At 69.8% G+C, this 16,127-nt stretch carries 14 protein-coding genes and 1 pseudogene; 6 read left to right on the forward strand and 9 right to left on the reverse strand.

The features are described 5' to 3' along the window. Positions 1–233, forward strand: a 233-nt coding sequence (locus AQJ11_RS40435; RefSeq protein ID WP_244218607.1) for a chloramphenicol phosphotransferase CPT family protein, incomplete at its 5' end; no start/stop codon positions are given. Between the two features lie 92 nt (positions 234–325). Next, positions 326–1,228 (forward strand): annotated as a pseudogene (locus AQJ11_RS47560) (IS5 family transposase). A 12-nt stretch (positions 1,229–1,240) separates the two neighbouring features. On the opposite strand, the gene AQJ11_RS40450 reads toward AQJ11_RS47560, so the two are convergent. Together AQJ11_RS40450 and AQJ11_RS40455 are read right to left on the reverse strand one after the other, a co-directional pair. Then, positions 1,241–1,588 (reverse strand): hypothetical protein, encoded by a 348-nt coding sequence (locus tag AQJ11_RS40450; RefSeq protein ID WP_059266752.1) that lies wholly within the window; start codon positions 1,586–1,588, stop codon positions 1,241–1,243. Between the two features lie 235 nt (positions 1,589–1,823). Next, positions 1,824–2,579, reverse strand: a complete 756-nt coding sequence (locus AQJ11_RS40455; RefSeq protein WP_059266753.1) for a FadR/GntR family transcriptional regulator — start codon at positions 2,577–2,579, stop codon at positions 1,824–1,826. Between the two features lie 104 nt (positions 2,580–2,683). On the opposite strand from AQJ11_RS40455, the gene AQJ11_RS40460 reads away from it, so the two are divergent. Further along, positions 2,684–4,420, forward strand: coding sequence for an IlvD/Edd family dehydratase (locus AQJ11_RS40460; RefSeq protein WP_059266735.1), 1,737 nt, complete (start codon positions 2,684–2,686; stop codon positions 4,418–4,420). Positions 4,421–4,467: 47 nt separating this feature from the next. After that, complete coding sequence (locus AQJ11_RS40465) at positions 4,468–5,655, forward strand: fumarylacetoacetate hydrolase family protein (RefSeq protein ID WP_059266736.1); 1,188 nt, start codon at positions 4,468–4,470, stop codon at positions 5,653–5,655. A gap of 106 nt (positions 5,656–5,761) precedes the next feature. On the opposite strand, the gene AQJ11_RS40470 is transcribed toward AQJ11_RS40465, so the two are convergent. The 4 genes from AQJ11_RS40470 to AQJ11_RS40485 form a co-directional block, all read right to left on the reverse strand. After that, a complete protein-coding gene (locus AQJ11_RS40470) occupies positions 5,762–8,131 on the reverse strand; it encodes a beta-xylosidase/alpha-l-arabinosidase (protein ID WP_059266737.1) in 2,370 nt (789 codons plus the stop codon). 288 nt (positions 8,132–8,419) lie between these two features. After that, entirely contained in the window at positions 8,420–9,316 is an 897-nt protein-coding gene (locus tag AQJ11_RS40475; protein WP_059266738.1) for a carbohydrate ABC transporter permease, read from the reverse strand. 1 nt (position 9,317) lies between these two features. Then, positions 9,318–10,220, reverse strand: a complete 903-nt coding sequence (locus AQJ11_RS40480) for a carbohydrate ABC transporter permease (protein ID WP_059266739.1) — start codon at positions 10,218–10,220, stop codon at positions 9,318–9,320. Further along, positions 10,217–11,527, reverse strand: coding sequence for an extracellular solute-binding protein (locus AQJ11_RS40485; protein ID WP_059266740.1), 1,311 nt, complete (start codon positions 11,525–11,527; stop codon positions 10,217–10,219). The genes AQJ11_RS40480 and AQJ11_RS40485 overlap by 4 nt, the downstream gene beginning before the upstream one ends. 477 nt (positions 11,528–12,004) lie before the next feature. Between AQJ11_RS40485 and AQJ11_RS40490 the strand changes: the two genes are divergently transcribed. Further along, complete coding sequence (locus AQJ11_RS40490) at positions 12,005–13,033, forward strand: LacI family DNA-binding transcriptional regulator (protein ID WP_059266741.1); 1,029 nt, start codon at positions 12,005–12,007, stop codon at positions 13,031–13,033. A 481-nt stretch (positions 13,034–13,514) separates the two neighbouring features. Here the strand turns inward: AQJ11_RS40490 and AQJ11_RS40495 are convergent, their stop codons facing one another. The 3 genes from AQJ11_RS40495 to AQJ11_RS40505 all read right to left on the reverse strand — a co-directional run bounded on the left by AQJ11_RS40495 (position 13,515) and on the right by AQJ11_RS40505 (position 15,285). Continuing rightward, positions 13,515–13,760 (reverse strand): hypothetical protein, encoded by a 246-nt coding sequence (locus AQJ11_RS40495; RefSeq protein WP_059266742.1) that lies wholly within the window; start codon positions 13,758–13,760, stop codon positions 13,515–13,517. A 499-nt stretch (positions 13,761–14,259) separates the two neighbouring features. Further along, positions 14,260–14,607, reverse strand: coding sequence for a recombinase family protein (locus AQJ11_RS40500; RefSeq protein ID WP_244218608.1), 348 nt, complete (start codon positions 14,605–14,607; stop codon positions 14,260–14,262). Between the two features lie 372 nt (positions 14,608–14,979). Then, positions 14,980–15,285, reverse strand: coding sequence for a helix-turn-helix domain-containing protein (locus tag AQJ11_RS40505; RefSeq protein WP_059266743.1), 306 nt, complete (start codon positions 15,283–15,285; stop codon positions 14,980–14,982). Between the two features lie 65 nt (positions 15,286–15,350). Here AQJ11_RS40505 and map point away from each other — a divergent pair. After that, positions 15,351–16,127 (forward strand): type I methionyl aminopeptidase (gene map / locus AQJ11_RS40510; protein ID WP_059266744.1); only part of this gene is annotated, 777 nt, incomplete at its 3' end.

The raw sequence follows: 16,127 nt of genomic DNA on the forward strand, positions 1-16,127 counted from the left end.
TGGCCCGCCGCGAGCTGGCCAGGGGCGACCGCCCGCCGGGCCTCGCGGCGCACCAGTACGACCTGGTCCACGGCCACGGTGACTACGACCTGGAGTGCGACACCAGCGCGGCAAGCCCACGTGAATGCGCGCAGCGGATCAAGGAGTTTCTCCCGCACCGCCCCAGCCCCACCGCCTTCACCCGCCTCCGCCGACGCCACCTGACTGACGACCGGGAACCGCTGACGGCCTGAGGCATGCCCACTCGGCCATTGGTTCGCTCGTAGCCGGCACCTGAGCCCCGGAGCTGATCCTTACAGGTAAGAGCCTGTGAATGAAGATCCACATGTACGGCTGGAGTACTAGGCAGTTTCGTTTGGATCAGTCGGTCGTTGGTCTGGGTGTGCCGTTGACTGATGCCCAGTCGGCGCGGATCGAGCCCTTGCTCCCGGACCGGACACCGAAGCGGGGTGGGCGCTGGCGGGATCATCGCCAGGTGATCTACGTGAGTGCCTTCAAGTTCCAGACCGGCACGCAGTGGGTGCACCTGCCGGAGAGGTACGGCAACTGGCGGGGCGTCTACAACCGGTTGCGCATGTGGGCCTTGGACGGCACCTGGGAGCGGGTGTTCACTGCCCCTGGTTGCCCAGGCCGACGCGGATGAGGATCTGAGCCGGTCCGTGTCGGTGGACTCCACGATCGTGCGGGCTCACCAGCACGCGGCCGGGGCCCGCAAAAAGGGGCTCCGGTCGACGAGCCGGACGACCACGCCATCGGCCGCTCCCGCGGCGGACTGACCACGAAGATCCACCTTGCTGCCGATGCCCGCTGTCGGCCGCTCGCGTTCGTCCTCACCGCCGGACAGGCCGGCGACGCGCCAGCCTTCACTGACGTCATGGCCCGCCTGTGTGTTCCCCGAAGGCGCGGTCGTCCGCGCACCAGGCCGGACGTGGTTTTGGCCGACACGGCCTGCTCATCTCGCGCGATCCGCGCCCACCTGCGCAAACGCGGTATCCGGGCGGTGATCCCCATCCCGGCGGACCAGCGGAACCACCGGCTGCGACGCGGCAGCAAAGGCGGCAGACCACCGGCCTTTGACCGTGATGCCTACAAGCAGCGCAACACCGTCGAGCGGTGCATCAACCGCCTCAAGCAGTGGCACGGCATCGCCACCCGCTACGAGAAGACCGCGACCATCTTCCTGGCCGGACTCCACATCGCCGGCATCTTCCTCTGGTCTGCCCGCTGAGAGACAGGCAACTCACGGCCGGAGGCGTTCCGCCTGCGGATCGAAGCAGACGAGTCCATGCTCGCGAGCCAGCGCAGAGGCGTACTCGGACACCTCCTCAGCCCTGCCATAGGACATGAGCAGGTACACCATCGGCCCCGATGCCTCCTCGATGACCGGCGGTGACGCCCAGACGCCACTGCCCTCGTCGTCCGGGTATCGCGCGACGAGAGCTTCCACGTAGGCCACGATGCGCGGCACCGGAGGTACGACGACATCGTCCGACTCTAGGTAGCGCTCGAAGAGCTCGTCGTAGGTCGAGCCCGCTTGGCCGTCGTCGAGTGGACGGTCGCCGTCCCACACCGCAAGGTCATAGCTCACCAGCACATCGTCGCAGGCAGCAGCTCCTTCGGACTCAGCAGGCCCTGAAATCGAACCGCCACCAAGTGATCCGAAAGAGAGCTCCTAGCTGTCCCAACCGGGCCTCTCCCGCCGCTCGGCCGGCAGTCCCGCGGCGCGGCCCGCGGTCGGCCTGCCGGAGGTCTGACGAGGACCGTCGGCGTCGACCGCTTCCGTGCCCCTGCCGAGGGCACCGCGGGGTCGCGGCCGTGACGGGTCACACAACGTCGCCCGGCGTACCGCTCGGCATTCCGGGTGACTGGGTGATCTCTCTGTCGGCGGCTTCGATGATGGCCAGTACGGCGGCCGCCGCGGCCGCTGGATCGCGGGCCTCGACGGCCTCCACGACGGCGCGGTGACCCGGCAGCGAGGCTTCCACCGCGCCGGGGGTCTGGGTGCTGATGAGGAAGCTGTGTTCCAGTGCGATGCCGACAGCGCGGCCCAGCGAGCCGAGGAGACGGTTGCCGCTGGCGTCGAGCAACGCCCGGTGGAAGGCGATGTCGGCCTCGACGTAACCGCGGCGGCCGGGTTCCGCCGCCGCGGCCTCCATGGCCGCCAGGGAGTCGTACAGCACTCGTACATCGTCGGGGCCGGCCCGGTGCGCGGCGAGCCGGGCCGCCTCGGGCTCGACGATCCGGCGCAGTTCACCCGTGTCGCGCAGCAGGGCCGCGCCGTCCCCGGCCTGTTTCCAGCGCAGCACGTCACGGTCCAGGTGGTTCCAGTGCTCCGGAGGCAGTACGCGCGTGCCGGTGCGCGGGCGTACGTGCAGCATGCCCTTGGCCACCAGCGCCTTGACCGCCTCCCGCACAACACCTCGGCTGACACCGATCTCGGCCGCGAGCGCGTCCTCGACCGGCAGGGGATTCCCCGGTTCCCACACGCCACCCACGACGCGCCGCCCGAGTTCGTCGACCACGCGCTGGTGCATGGTCAGGAAGTGCATCACGATCTCTGCCCGCCCTCTGGACGCAATCATCGAATCATTTAATGATTGCGTCACAGGGTACGGCCCGCGGGGCCTCACCCGACAACGCCCCATCGCGAAGCGGACGACGCCGGAGCCACGGGAGTGACCACATGACCGACGGTCAGAAGACGAGCCGCCGCAGCCAGGCATGGTTCGGCGCACAGGGCCGCAGCGGGATGCTGTACCGCTCCTGGATGCGCAACCAGGGACTCGGGCACGAGGTGTTCGACGGGCGTCCCGTCATCGGTATCGCGACCAGCGCCTCCGAACTCGCCCCGTGCAACGCCCATCTGACACGCGTCGCCGAGGCCGTCAAGCGCGGCGTGTGGCAGGCGGGCGGCCTGCCGCTCCAGTTCCCGACCATGGCCACCGGCGAGACCCTGATGCGCCCCACCGCCATGCTGTACCGCAACCTCATGGCCATGGAGGTCGAGGAGCTGATCCGGGCCAATCCGCTCGACGGTGTCGTGCTGCTGTCCGGCTGCGACAAGACGACCCCCGCCATGCTCATGGGCGCCGCCAGCGTCGACCTGCCCGCCGTCATGGTCACCGGCGGGCCGATGCTCAACGGCAAGTACCGGGGCCAGGACGTGGGATCCGGCACCCACGTGTGGAAGTTCGAGGAGGACCTCAAGACCGGCCGGATGACCGAGGAGGAGTGCTTCTTCGCGGAAGGGTGCATGGCCCGCTCCAACGGGCACTGCATGACGATGGGGACCGCCTCGACGATGGCCTGCATGGCCGAGGCGCTCGGCATGCAGCTGCCGGGCTCGGCGGCCTGGCCCGCGGTCGACGCCCGGCGGATGGAGACCGCGCAGGCGGCGGGGCAGCGCATCGTACGGATGGTGGAGGAGGAGCTGCGCCCGTCGCGGATCCTGACCCGGGAGGCGTTCGAGAACGCCATCCGGGTCAACGCGGCCATCGGCGGCTCCACGAACGCGATCATCCACCTCACCGCCATCGCCGGACGCGTCGGTGTCGACCTGCGCCTGCGGGACTTCGACGACCTGGTCCGCGCGGTGCCGACCCTGGTCAACCTGATGCCCAGCGGCAAGTACCTCATGGAGGACTTCTGCTACGCGGGCGGGCTGCCCGCCGTCATCGCCGAACTGCTCCGCGGCGGGCTGCTGCACGGCGGACAGATCACGGTGACCGGACGCACCGTCGCGGAGAACACCGAGAACGCCGAATGCCTCGACTCCGACGTCATCACCAGTCTGGACGCCCCCTTCCAGCCGGCCGGCACCGGTACCGCCGTCCTCCGCGGCAACCTGTGCCCCGACGGCGCCGTGATCAAGCAGTCCGCCGCTTCGCCGCACCTGCTCACCCACCGCGGCCCCGCCCGCGTCTTCGACTCCCCCGAGGCCTACCACGAGGTGGCCGACGACCCGGAACTCGACATCGACGAGAACACCGTCATCGTCATCCGCAACGCCGGCCCCAAGGGCTACCCCGGCATGCCCGAGGTCTCCAACGTCCCGCTGCCCGCCAAGCTGCTGAAGGCCGGCGTCAAGGACATGGTGCGCGTCTGCGACGGCCGGATGAGCGGCACCGGGTACGGGACGGTGGTCCTGCACGTGGCGCCCGAGGCCGCCGTCGGCGGACCGCTCGCCCTGGTGCGCGACGGGGACCCCGTCGTCCTCGACGTCCCGAACCGCACCCTGCGCCTGGACGTGGACGACGCCGAGCTCACGCGGCGCCGGGAGGCATGGCGGGCCCCCGTCGAACGGCACACCAGCGGCTACACCTGGCTCTACACCCAGAACGTGGAACAGGCCGACCAGGGCGCCGACTTCGGCTTCCTGCGCGGATGCCGTGGACACGAGGTCCCCCGCGACTCCCATTGATTCCGCGCCAGTCGACCGTATCCCTCGAATCCAGGAGAGCATCGATCGTGGAATCGGCAGCAGCCCGCCCTCGTCCGGTCCTCACGGCCGCCTCCGTCCTGCCGGAGGACGTCGGTCGAGCCGCCCTCGTCGCGCGCGTCCACCACCCGGAATGGGACGGACCCTGTGTGGCCGCGGTCCGGGGCGATCAGGTCGTCGACCTGACGGCCATCGCGCCCACCGTCTCCGACCTGATGGAACGCGACGACGCGGTGACAGTCGTCCGCGAGGCCGACGGCGGACACACCTGGCGCCTGGACGAACTGCTGGCGGCACCGGCCGGCCGCCATGACGTTCCGCATCTGCTCGCCCCCGTCGACCTACAGGTGATCAAGGCCGCGGGTGTCACCTTCGCGCGGAGTCTGCTGGAACGCGTCATCGAGGAGCGCACGGGCGGCGATCCGGCGCAGGCCGCCGGGGTCCGGGCCCGCCTGAAGCAGGTGGTGGGCGGTGCGCTCGACGGCATCCGCCCCGGATCGCCGGAGGCGGACAGGGCCAGGGAACTGCTGGCCTCCGAAGGACTGTGGTCGCAGTACCTGGAGGTCGGGATCGGGCCGGACCCGGAGGTGTTCACCAAGGCGCCGGTACTGTCCGCGGTCGGAACCGGCGCCGACATCGGAGTGCTCGGCTCCTCGGTGTGGAACAACCCTGAGCCCGAGGTCGTCCTCGTCGTGGATTCGCACGGCCGGGTACGCGGCGCGACGCTCGGCAACGACGTCAACCTCCGCGACATCGAGGGGCGCAGCGCCCTGCTGCTGTCCCGCGCGAAGGACAACAACGCCTCATGCGCGATCGGCCCCTTCATCCGCCTGTTCGACGAGGGCTTCGACCTCGACACCGTACGGGGGCTCGACATCGGCCTGCGGATCGACGGCACGGACGGCTACGTACTCCACGGCAGCAGTTCCATGCGCGAGATCAGCCGCGACGTAACGGAACTGGTGGCCGCCACGCACGGTGCGCACCATCAATACCCGGACGGCTTCGTGCTGTTCACCGGAACGCTGTTCGCCCCCACCGAGGACCGGCGGGCGCCCGGCGCGGGCTTCACCCACGAGTACGGCGACGTCGTGCGGATCTCCAGCCCGCGACTCGGCGCTCTGGTGAACACCGTCGTCCCCAGCGAGCAGGCCGCGCCGTGGACGTTCGGGGTAGGAGCGCTGATGCGCAACCTCGCGCGGCGCGGCGTGCTGTGAGATGACGAAGTCCCCGGAACCGGCGGGCCCGGCCACCACATGACCGGCCCCGCGGTCCGGGTGCGCTGCGCCGCCCCTGCCGCGACGTGCGCCGCGCTCGCCCGGTTCACGCCTGGGCGACCGGCTCCTGCCCCACCGTGGCGTTCAAGCGCCGGGTGTGATCCACGTGGCGCTCGGCTCCGGTCAGCGTGACCCTGGCCGTCAGGCGCGGATCCGCGCTGGAGGCGGACAACCGCACTTCCAGCTCGCCCGGTTCGACGACGCGCCGGCCGTCGCGTCCCGTGAAGGAGGCGACATCGGCCGGGACGGTGACACGCAGACGCCGGGCCTCGCCCGGCTCCAGGCCGACCCGGGTGTAGCCGACGAGGCGCTGCACCGGCTGGACGACGGAGGCGACCGGGTCGTGCAGATAGACCTGGACGACTTCCGTTCCGGACCGCCCGCCCGAGTTGCGGACGGTGAAGGCGAGGACGAAGTCGCCGTCCGTCGGGGCCTCCTGGACGTCCACGGTCAGGTCCGTCCAGTCGAACCGCGTATAGGACAGGCCGTGGCCGAAGGCGAACGCGGGTGTCGGGTCGATGGTGGACACCTCGCTGGCGTGCGCGAGCCGCGCCCCGAGGTACGTGGCCGGCTGTGAGCCCGGCCCGCGCGGCACGCTGACCGGGAGACGCCCGGAGGGATTGGTACGGCCGCTGAGCACCCCGGCGATCGCGTGCGTGCCCTCCTCACCGGGGAAGAAGGACTGCACGATCGCCGCGGACTCCTGCACGGCGCGGCCGAGTGCGTACGGTCGTCCCGCGAGCAGCACGGTGACCACGGGTGTCTCCAGGTCGAGCAGGGTGTCGAGCAGGTGCTGCTGCGCGCCGGGCAGCGCCAGCGTCTCGACGTCGCACCCCTCGCCGCTGGTGCCCCGCCCGAAGAGCCCGGCACGGTCGCCGAGTACCACCACGGCGACATCGGCCTCGCGTGCCACCCGGGCGGCCTCGGGGATGCCGGAGAGGTCTCCGTCGTCGATTCCGGTGCCGCGGGCGACCGTGACCTCGGCGTCGGGGAACTCGGTGGCGAGGGTCTCGCGCAGCGTGGGCAGCGCGATGCCCAGTGGGGTCGCGGGGTGGTGGACGCCGATGTGCTGGGGGAAGGAATAGCAGCCCAGCACGGCGGTGGGCTCGTCGGCGTTGGGACCGAGCAGGGCGATGCGGCGCGGCCTGCCGAGGGGCAGGGTGCCGTCGTTGCTCAGCAGCACGACCGCTTCCTCGGCGACCGTGCGGGCCAGAGCGCGGTTCTCCGGACCGTCCAGGTCGATCCGGCCGCGCAGGGCGGCCGGGTCGTCCGGGTCCGCGCCGTCGAGCGCGGCCGGCACGGGGTTCCAGTCCGGGTCGAGCAGGCCGAGCACAGCCTTCTGGGTGAGTACCCGGCGCAGGGCGCGATCGACCAACGCCTCCGGAACACGGCCGTCGGCGACGGCCTCGGCCAGGGGGGCGCCGTACGTCTTGACATTGGGCAGTTCGACGTCGATGCCCGCGCGCAGCGCCGCGCCGGCGGCACCGGCCCAGTCGGCTGCGATGCCGTGCAGGGTCTTCAGGAAGGCGATGGCGAAGTAGTCGGCGACGACAGTGCCGTCGAAGCCCCACGTGTCGCGCAGCAGCCCGGTGAGCAGGTCCTCGTCGGCCGCGGAGGGCATGCCGTCGGTGTCCGTGTAGGCGTTCATCACCGACCGGGCGCCGCCTTCACGGATCGCCATCTCGAAGGGAGGGAGCAGAACGTCGGCGCGCTCACGCGGGCCCACGGAGGAGGGAGCGAGGTTACGGCCGGCGCGGGAGGCCGAGTGGCCTGCGAAGTGCTTGAGGGTGGCGACGATCCCGGCGGACTCAAGGCCCTGCACGTATGCCGTCCCGATGGTGCCGACGAGGTAGGGGTCCTCGCCGATGGTCTCCTCGACCCGGCCCCAGCGGGCGTCGCGCACGACGTCCAGGACGGGCGCGAGTCCCTGGTGGACACCGACGGCACGCATGTCGCGGCCGATGGCGGTGGCCATGCGCCGCACCGTGTCCGGGTCGAAGGTGGCGCCCCAGGACAGCGGAACGGGGTAGGCGGTCGCTCCCCAGGCGGCGAAGCCTGCCAGACACTCGTCATGCGCCAGAGCGGGGATGCCGAACCGGTTCGAGGCGGCGATCCGGGCCTGGGTGCGCGCCAGGGAGAGCGCACCCAGGGCGGGGTCTACCGGACCGGTGCCGAAGGGTCGGGTCAGCTGGCCCAGTCCGGTGGGCAGGAGCGCGTCGAGATCGACGGCCTCCTCCATGTCGTGCTGATGGGGGGCCACCTCACCGCCCTGGTCGGAGGCTCCCACCCACACTCCGTACAACTGGGCGGTCTTCTCCTGAAGGGTCATCGCGTCGATCAGGGCGTCGACCCTCGCGGTGACGGAGGCGGTGGTGTCGTTCCAGAGGGGGATTGCGGGGGTGTTCTCTACGGCCACGATGGCGTTCCCTTTCCTCCCACGCCCATCGGGCCTCGACCGGGGCGCGACGGGCGAACAGGTAGACGGGCGGAACTCGGCGGGGCAGATCGCGTGCAGGCTCCGGCATCGGCCCGGATCCGCCGCGCCCGGGGGACGAGACCGCTGGTGCTCCCAGGGGTGACGCAGGCCGTCCGGTCCGGGCCGGTGGATGAGGTGCCGGTCGGGGCCGGGACGTGCCTGCCGGACTCGGTCCCGGGGCTCCCCGGACGTCCCGGGCCACGGACCGGGCACCGGTCACGGCGTCGGTCAGCGGCTGAATCCGGCGGTCAGACCGCTCAGCAGCTGGCGGCGGCCGAACGCGTACAGGACCAGGACGGGCAGTGTGGTGAGGACGACGGCGGCGAGAACGGCGGGGACGTTGACCCCGTACTGCCCCTGGAAGGTCCACAGTGCGAGCGGCAGGGTCCGGCGGCCAGGGCTCTGGGTGAGGACCAGCGGCAGCAGGAATCCGTTCCAGATGGTCAGTGCGTTGAAGATGGTCACGGTGAGGATGGCCGGCCGGGTGAGCGGTGCCGCCAGCCGCCACAGTGTCGTCCATTCGGTGGCGCCGTCGACCCGCATGGAGTCGAACAGCTCTTCGGGCACGTCGCGGATGAAGTTGGCGAGCACCAGCACGGACAGGGGGATGGCGAAGGCGATCGACGGGAGGATCAGCGCCGGCAGGCTGTCGTACAGATGCAGTCGGATGATGATCAGGTAGACCGGGATCACCGTCGCCTGCAGCGGGATGGCCAGGCCCATGAGGAACAGCCCGTTCATGGCGCGAAGGACCCGCATGCGCCAGCCGCGGACGATCGCGTAGGCCGCCATGAAGGAGAACACGACCGCCGGCACCACGGCGCCGGCGGTGACCACGACGCTGTTCAGGAAGTAGCGGAGGAAGTCGGACTCGATGACCAGCCGGTAGTTGTCCAGTGTCGGGTCGCCCGAAGGCACCAGCGGGTTGCTCGCGTAGTAGCGGCTCTGGGCTTTCAGGCTGGTGATGAGGGTCCAGTACAGGGGTACGGCGACGACGCCGAGCCAGAGCCATCCGGCAAGGCCGCCGGCCCAGTTGCGCCGGCGGGCCGTCCGACGCGAGTGGCGTTGCCACTCGCGGTGGGTGGCCTTCCGCGGTCGGCGCGGCTCGGTGAGCGTGGTGGTCATGTCAGGCCCCTTCGAGTTGGCTCGCGCCGGCGTCCCGGCCTCCGAGCCGGCGCAGCAGCAGGGCGAGGGCCAGACCCACCAGGACCAGGATGACGGCGATGGCGCTGGCCGGTCCCATCAGGCTGGCCTGGAATCCCCGCTTGTACATGTCCAGCGCGAGGACGCGGGTGGCGTCGCCGGGGCCGCCCTCGGTCAGGACGAAGATGAGGTCGAAGAAGGTCAGTGACCCGACCACCATCAGCGTGGACGAGGTGATGACGGTGTATCTCAGCTGGGGCAGCGTGATGCTGAAGAACTGCCGGATCCGACCTGCTCCGTCCAACTGCGCCGCTTCGTACAGGGACTTGGGGATCTGCTGGACACCACCCTGGTAGATCAGGGAGTGGAACGGGATGAACTGCCAGGAGACGACGAAGACGACGACCCCGAACGCGAGCCCCGGCCGCCCCAGCCAGTCCTGGCTGAGCCCCTGGATCTTCAGCCCGGCACCGAGCCCGAAGTTCGGGTCCAGCAGGGCCTTGTACGCGATCGCGATCGCCGCGGAGCTGAGCATCAGGGGGACGAAGTACACCACGCCCAGCACCGCACGGTAGCGCTGGCGGCCTGCCAGGAACGTGCCGAGCAGGATACTCAGCGGCGTCTGGACGGCCCAGGAAACGGCCATCACCAAGAACGTCACCCAGAGGGCGTGCGGCAGTCCGGGGTCGGTGAGCACCGTACGCCAACTGGTCAGCCCCGCGGGGTGGATGGCGCCGATCCCGTCCCACGTGGTGAAGCTCAGCGCGAAGACACCGACGAGCGGAACCACGGCGAAGCCGACGAAGAGCACCAGCGCCGGTGTCGCCAGCCACGGCAGGATGCCGCGCGCTTCGCGACGCGGCGGACGGGCGGTGGGCGAGGTCATTTGCCGGTCGCCGCGTTCAGGTTGCGGGCGAACTGCTGCGGTGAGACGGACAGCTGGAACAGTTTGACGATGTTGTCCAGCAGGGTCTCGGCGGCCGTCGGACTGAGCGCTTGGTCCCAGGACTGGCCGAAGACCTTGGCCTTGCTGGCGATGTCGTAGGTGAACTGCAGGAAATCGGCGCTCTTGGAGGCGGCCAGCAGCTTCTCCGTGCCCAGCCGGATCGGCACCGACCCGTTGTCGATCCACTTCTTCACTTCCTCGTCCTGGAGGACGCCCTTGGCGAAGAAGTCCTTGGCGATCTTCTTCTGCTCGGCGCCGGCCTTCGAGGAGATGGACAGGTACTGGGCGGGGTTGCCGACGGTGTCGCTCGGATCGCCCTTGCCGCCTTCCACGGGTGGGAAGGTCATGTAGCCCAGTGCGCCGCTGGAGACGAAGTCCCCGCCATCGGCCTGCTGGATGCCGTACGACCAGGCGCCGTGCAGCATCATCGCGGCCCTGCCGGTGTACAGCAGCGCCTGGTCGGCGTTAGAGTCCGCGGTGATCGAGGAGAAGCCCTTGACGAATCCATGGGCTTTGACCAGCTCCTGCACCTTGGTCAGCGCGGTGATGGCGTCCGGGTGGGACCAGGCGTTCTTCTCGCCTTCGATGATGGCCTGGAAGACCTCGGGACCGCCGATGCGGTCGAACAGGAACTCCAGCCACATCATGTTCGTCCACCGGGACTGGCCGCCGAGGGAGAACGGCGCTATGCCCTTCGCGTTGAATCTGGGCACCAGCGCCATGACGTCGTCCCAGGACTTCGGCGGTTCCACGCCGACCTTCTCGAAGACCTTCTTGTTGTAGAAGAGGATGACCGGCTGCACGGTTTCGCACGGCATCGCGTAGATCCTGCCGTCGACGGTCGCCGCTCCGAACGAGGACGGAAACAGCCGCTTCTTGACCTCGGAGTGCTCGTCGAACCACGAGGTGAGGTCCTCGACCTGGCCCGCTTCCACATAGGTGCGCAGCGTCCCGCCGCCCCAGCCCCAGATGATGGTGGGCGCCTGCCCGGCACCGATGGCGGTCTTGATCTTCGTCTTGTACGCGTCGTTCTGGAAGGTGGTGTCTTTGACCTGCTCCTCGCGGTGGGCCTCGTTGAACGCGTCCACGGCGCCGGCTCTGACGCCTTCCTGGGGCTGGCCGTTGAGGTACCAGTACGTGGCCCCACCGCCGCTCTTGCCGGGGCCGGACGAGCCGCAGGCCGCCAGCGCCGCGGAGACCGGCACGCCGGCGGCCAGGCCGAGGAGGGTTCGTCGGGAGAGCGCCATGTTCTTCTCCGCACTCGAGAGCCACCGGCTTCTCGTGAGTCATGGTGAAAGATTTTCGAAACAGCGTTCTTCGAGCTCTGTGCGTGCAAGTTAGGTTTCGGGCTGACGCCGTGTCAAGGTACGTGCAGAGCTCTGTAAAACTGCGGTCGGCTGCCTGAAGCTGGGCGGCGATGGCCCTCGAAAACCTTGAGCCAGGACCGAAAGGGTTTCGAAACAAGTTGGTCCCGGTCGGTGCGATGGCTGCGGCTGACACCCTGTTCGGCGCGGGTCGTGCTGCACCGGCAGTGCCCGTCCCGCCCTCGCGTGCACCGGCCGCGATCCCCTGCGCATCGCCGGACGTGTCGAGGCCGAGGGGCTCGTCGGCACCTCGCCGGACGAGCCCGGTGTCTGGTTGCCGTACGGTTGACCGGTTCCACCCGGGCTGCCGGCCCGACCGGCGGCTCACCACACCGGTGGACGTACAGCTGAGAGGAACCGATGCGACCGAACGCCAGGCGTATCACTTTGGCGGACATCGCCCAAGCGGCCGGGGTCTCCGTCGCGACCGTGTCCAAAGTGGTCAACGGTCGCGGTGACGTGGCGCCGCAGACCCGCGCCCGGGTGCAGGAACTGCTGCATCAGCACCACTACCTCGCACCCGTGTTCCGTCGCACCGAGGGTGTCGAAGTCCCGACCATCGAGGTGCAGTTCAAGGGCGGCCTCAAGTCGTACGTGGCCGAGACCCTGGAAGGCATCATCGACTCCGCCGCCGAATCGGGGGCCTCGGTGGTGATCAGCAAGGCGTCCCATGCCCCGCACTGGGCCCGGGACCTGGTCTCGGCCGGACGCCGCGCCGTCATCGCGGTCACCAGCGTGTACACCACGGCCCACCTGAACGAACTGGCCCGGTCCGGGCTGCCGCTGGTCGTGCTGGACCCGCTGCACCTGCCGGACAGCCGGGTCCACAGCGTCGGGGCGACCAACTTCGCCGGCGGCCTGGCCGCGACCCGGCACCTGCTGTCCCTGGGCCACCGCCGCGTCGCCTACCTCGGCGGACCGGCCATGGCCGTATGCAACCAGGCCCGCCTGCACGGCTACCGTGCCGCCATGGAGGCGGAAGGAGCGTGGGTACCCGACGCCTACGTCCGGCCCGGAGAATTCACGTACGAGACCGGGTTGCTCGGCGCCGCGGCGCTGCTGGACCTGCAAGAGCCGCCGACGGCGATCTTCGCAGGCAACGACGAGATCGCCGTCGGTGTCATCGAGACCGCCCGCGCCCGAGGGCTGCGCGTCCCCGAAGACCTGAGCGTGGTCGGCTTCGACGACACGAGCCTCGCCCAGATGGCCTCACCGCCACTCACCACCGTGCGCCAGCCACTGCGGGAGATGGGCGGTGCCGCCCTGCGCACCGCCCTCCGACTGGCCAACGGCGAGAAGGTCGAGTCCCACCACATCGAACTCGCCACCGAACTCGTGGTACGCGCCTCGACGGCACCGCCCCGCGAAGAGACGTCGGAGCGTGGATAGTCGCAGGTGAGGGGCTTCGGGCAGGTTCCGGAACCGCGCGAAGCCCCGGTCCGCCGGGGTGCGCCGAACGCCTCCACGGCGTGGACGGGCGAGCGGGCCGAGGACTCCTCCGCGCCGGAGATCAGGAGGCCCACGTCATCGAGGGCGGGCAGCGCAACGGTCCTGGGCATGCGCGTACGGGGACCACTCACCACCTCCGAGGCGTCGGCGGTACCCGTCGCGGCAGGCGTGTGTCACCGCGGCGCGCGGCCGGTGACGGGTCCTACAGCAAGACCATCACCTGCTGATGCCTGTCAGTTGGAGCCGTCCAGCCTGATCATGGCCTCCCCGGTGAATGCCCACCGGCCCGTCCGGCCCGGTGAGCCGGGGTAGGGGGACCGGAGGGCTCCGCCCCGGGCCTCGGGGGCTCCCCCCTTGATCACAGTGTCAAGGCTCGTCCAGGACTGCGGCAAACGCCGCAGTCCGAAGGCCCCGGCAGGTGTCAGAACGCGCCGCCGTCGAAGTGGCCGCCGCTGTGGTCGCTGCCGCCCCCGTCGTGGTGCGTGCTGTGGTGTCCGCTCCCGTCGTGGTGCGCGGGGTGGTGCCCGGCACCGTGGCTGCTTCCACCGCCGGAGTGGTGAGTGTGATGGTGGGTCGGCTGCGAGGCCCCGCCGATGTCCTGGTCGGGGATGTGGTGGGCGGCGCTGGATCCCGTGGACGCCGCCGCTGCCGCACCGTTCTCGTTCAACTTCCCCTTCCCCTTCCCCTTCGGCGCCGTGCTGGGCGGGCGCGGAGCGGGGGGCGAGGACGGCTTCTGCCGGGTGACCGGGACGGGAGACTTCGCAGGAGGCTTGTCCTGCAGCCATGCCTTGATCCTCGGCCAGGCCAAGCAACACACGGCTACCCAGAAGATGAGGGCGAACAGGCCTTCCATCAGGTGCACCTCCGATGCGCAGGCCGCCACTGTGAGGGTACGTCACATCACTTTCACCGGACCAGATGCCAGGACGCATCGCCGCCTTGGCCGCTGCCGAACGGTCGGGTCAGAGAAGATCCCGGCTGAGCGGCCGCGACTGTCCGGTCCGACGCCGTGCCGGTGTCGAGGTCTTGTGCGTCGCGCTCGTCCGGAGGCATTGCGCGGACCGAGCCGAGGCCGCGAGAGCGGCGAAGACGTGGAAGACGAGTCGGCCGCCGGGGGTGGTGGTGTCGAGGCTCTCGTGCAGCGAGGTGAAGCCGACCCGACGTGTTCACAGTTCGGCGACCATGTTGATGAGGTCCTGGAGTCTGCGACCGTAGCGGTCGAGCGAGGGGACGACGAGGGTGTCGCCGGGGTCGAGGAAGGCGTGGCACGGCTTCAGCTCGGGGCGGAGCGCGTTCTTGCCGGACTTCTTGTCCGCGAAGACCTTCCGGCATCCGGCGGCGGTGAGCGCGTCGAGCTGCCGCTCCGGCTTCTGCCCGCCGGTGGAGACCCGGGCATATCCGATCTTGACTTCGGTGCGGACGAGCGGCTCGGCGACGAGGAGGCCCGGCTCGGTGCCCGGTTCGAGGGCGGTCAGGTTTTTGACGACCCGGCGGCGGTGGCACACCGCGCTCATCGCCGGCAGGAGTCAGCGCTCCTCCGGGGGCTGCTTGCTCGCCAGGAGGTCGAGGAGTTGCTTCGGAGCTGCTCCGATGTCCCTTGGGGCCGAGCGGGCCTCCTCTGATGAGCCGAAGATCAACCTGTGAAGGATTTCGCCGATCGCGGCCGAGGCTTCGGATGCGCCGAGAGTGCCGGTCAGCCCCTCCTTTCTCGACGATGAGCTCGTTGACGAGACGAGTCGCTACGAGGGCCTGGGCGCCGGGCCACGGTGGCGATCGCACTGGCCAGTCTCCTGCACATCGCCGTTTGCCGGTAGCTCTGCACCGGTGATCTTGACGAGGCAACGGACAAGCTCGCCGGCTCATGCGTACGTGATGTGGAGTGGGTGTTACGAAGCCAGCGACGGGTGCCGTGTGACAGGCAAGACCGACCCATCCTCGACGGTTCGCTCCGCCTGGCTGATCTCGGCCCAGACGGCGTCAAGAGACAGGCCGAGGGTGTCGGCGATCGCTGCGATGGTCGGGAAGGCGGGGGTAGCCACACGGCCGGATTCGATCTTCCGCAGAGTTTCCGGCGAGATGTGCGAAGCGAGCGCCACGTCCAGCATCGAGCGGCAGCCCCGGGCTCGGCGGAGCAGGGCGCCAAGGCGCTGTCCGCGTTCTACCTCGGCGGGGGTGAGCGGCAACCTGACCATGGACCCATTCTAATACCGGTACAGTTAGACCGGGATAGTTATTGGACGCACATGAGAGGTCCCCCATGATCGAGATCCTTAATTCCGCGCGGCTTGAGCGGGCGAGAGACACCGGCGCCCTGGTCGGAAACATCCTGCACACGCTGAAGCAGCGCAGTACGGTCGGGACGAACCTGCTGGACATCGACCAGTGGGCCAAGGAGATGATCGCCGAGGCGGGAGCGCAGTCCTGCTACGTCGACTACGCGCCTTCCTTCGGGCGCGGCCCGTTCGGGCACTACATCTGCACGGCCGTCAACGACGGGGTGCTCCATGGGCGGCCTCGGAACTACACGCTGGCAGACGGGGATCTGCTGACTCTCGACCTCGCCGTAGCCAGGGGCGGGGTGGCCGCGGACGCCGCGATCAGCTTTCTGGTGGGCAAGGCCAGGCCGGCGGAGAGTGTCGCGATGATCGAGACGACCGAACGTGCACTCGCCGCCGGCATCGCCGCCGCCAAGCCTGGGGCGCGCATCGGCGACCTCTCCCACGCCATCGGCACAGTCCTCAGCAAGGCGGGCTACCCGATCAACACCGAGTTCGGAGGGCACGGCATCGGCTCGACCATGCACCAGGACCCACACGTCCCGAACATGGGACGGCCCGGCCGCGGATACAAGCTGCGCCCCGGACTGCTGCTCGCCCTGGAGCCCTGGGTCATGGCCGACACCGCCACACTCGTCACCGACGCCGACGGCTGGACGCTGCGCAGCGCGACAGGCTGCCGGACCGCGCACAGCGAGCACACCATCGCCATCACCGACGACGGAGCCGAAATACTCACCCTGCCCACGCAGGCACGA

This window comes from Streptomyces corchorusii, assembly GCF_001514055.1.
Taxonomy (GTDB): domain Bacteria; phylum Actinomycetota; class Actinomycetes; order Streptomycetales; family Streptomycetaceae; genus Streptomyces; species Streptomyces olivaceoviridis.

What these genes read in the sequence shown, in the direction of transcription:
- AQJ11_RS40475 (WP_059266738.1), bottom strand. Translation starts at nt 9,316, where the DNA reads ATGACCACCACGCTCACCGAGCCGCGCCGACCGCGGAAGGCCACCCAC.
- AQJ11_RS40490 (WP_059266741.1), top strand. Translation starts at nt 12,005, where the DNA reads ATGCGACCGAACGCCAGGCGTATCACTTTGGCGGACATCGCCCAAGCG.
- AQJ11_RS40460 (WP_059266735.1), top strand. Translation starts at nt 2,684, where the DNA reads ATGACCGACGGTCAGAAGACGAGCCGCCGCAGCCAGGCATGGTTCGGC.
- AQJ11_RS40500 (WP_244218608.1), bottom strand. Translation starts at nt 14,607, where the DNA reads ATGAGCGCGGTGTGCCACCGCCGCCGGGTCGTCAAAAACCTGACCGCC.
- AQJ11_RS40485 (WP_059266740.1), bottom strand. Translation starts at nt 11,527, where the DNA reads ATGGCGCTCTCCCGACGAACCCTCCTCGGCCTGGCCGCCGGCGTGCCG.
- AQJ11_RS40480 (WP_059266739.1), bottom strand. Translation starts at nt 10,220, where the DNA reads ATGACCTCGCCCACCGCCCGTCCGCCGCGTCGCGAAGCGCGCGGCATC.
- AQJ11_RS40505 (WP_059266743.1), bottom strand. Translation starts at nt 15,285, where the DNA reads ATGGTCAGGTTGCCGCTCACCCCCGCCGAGGTAGAACGCGGACAGCGC.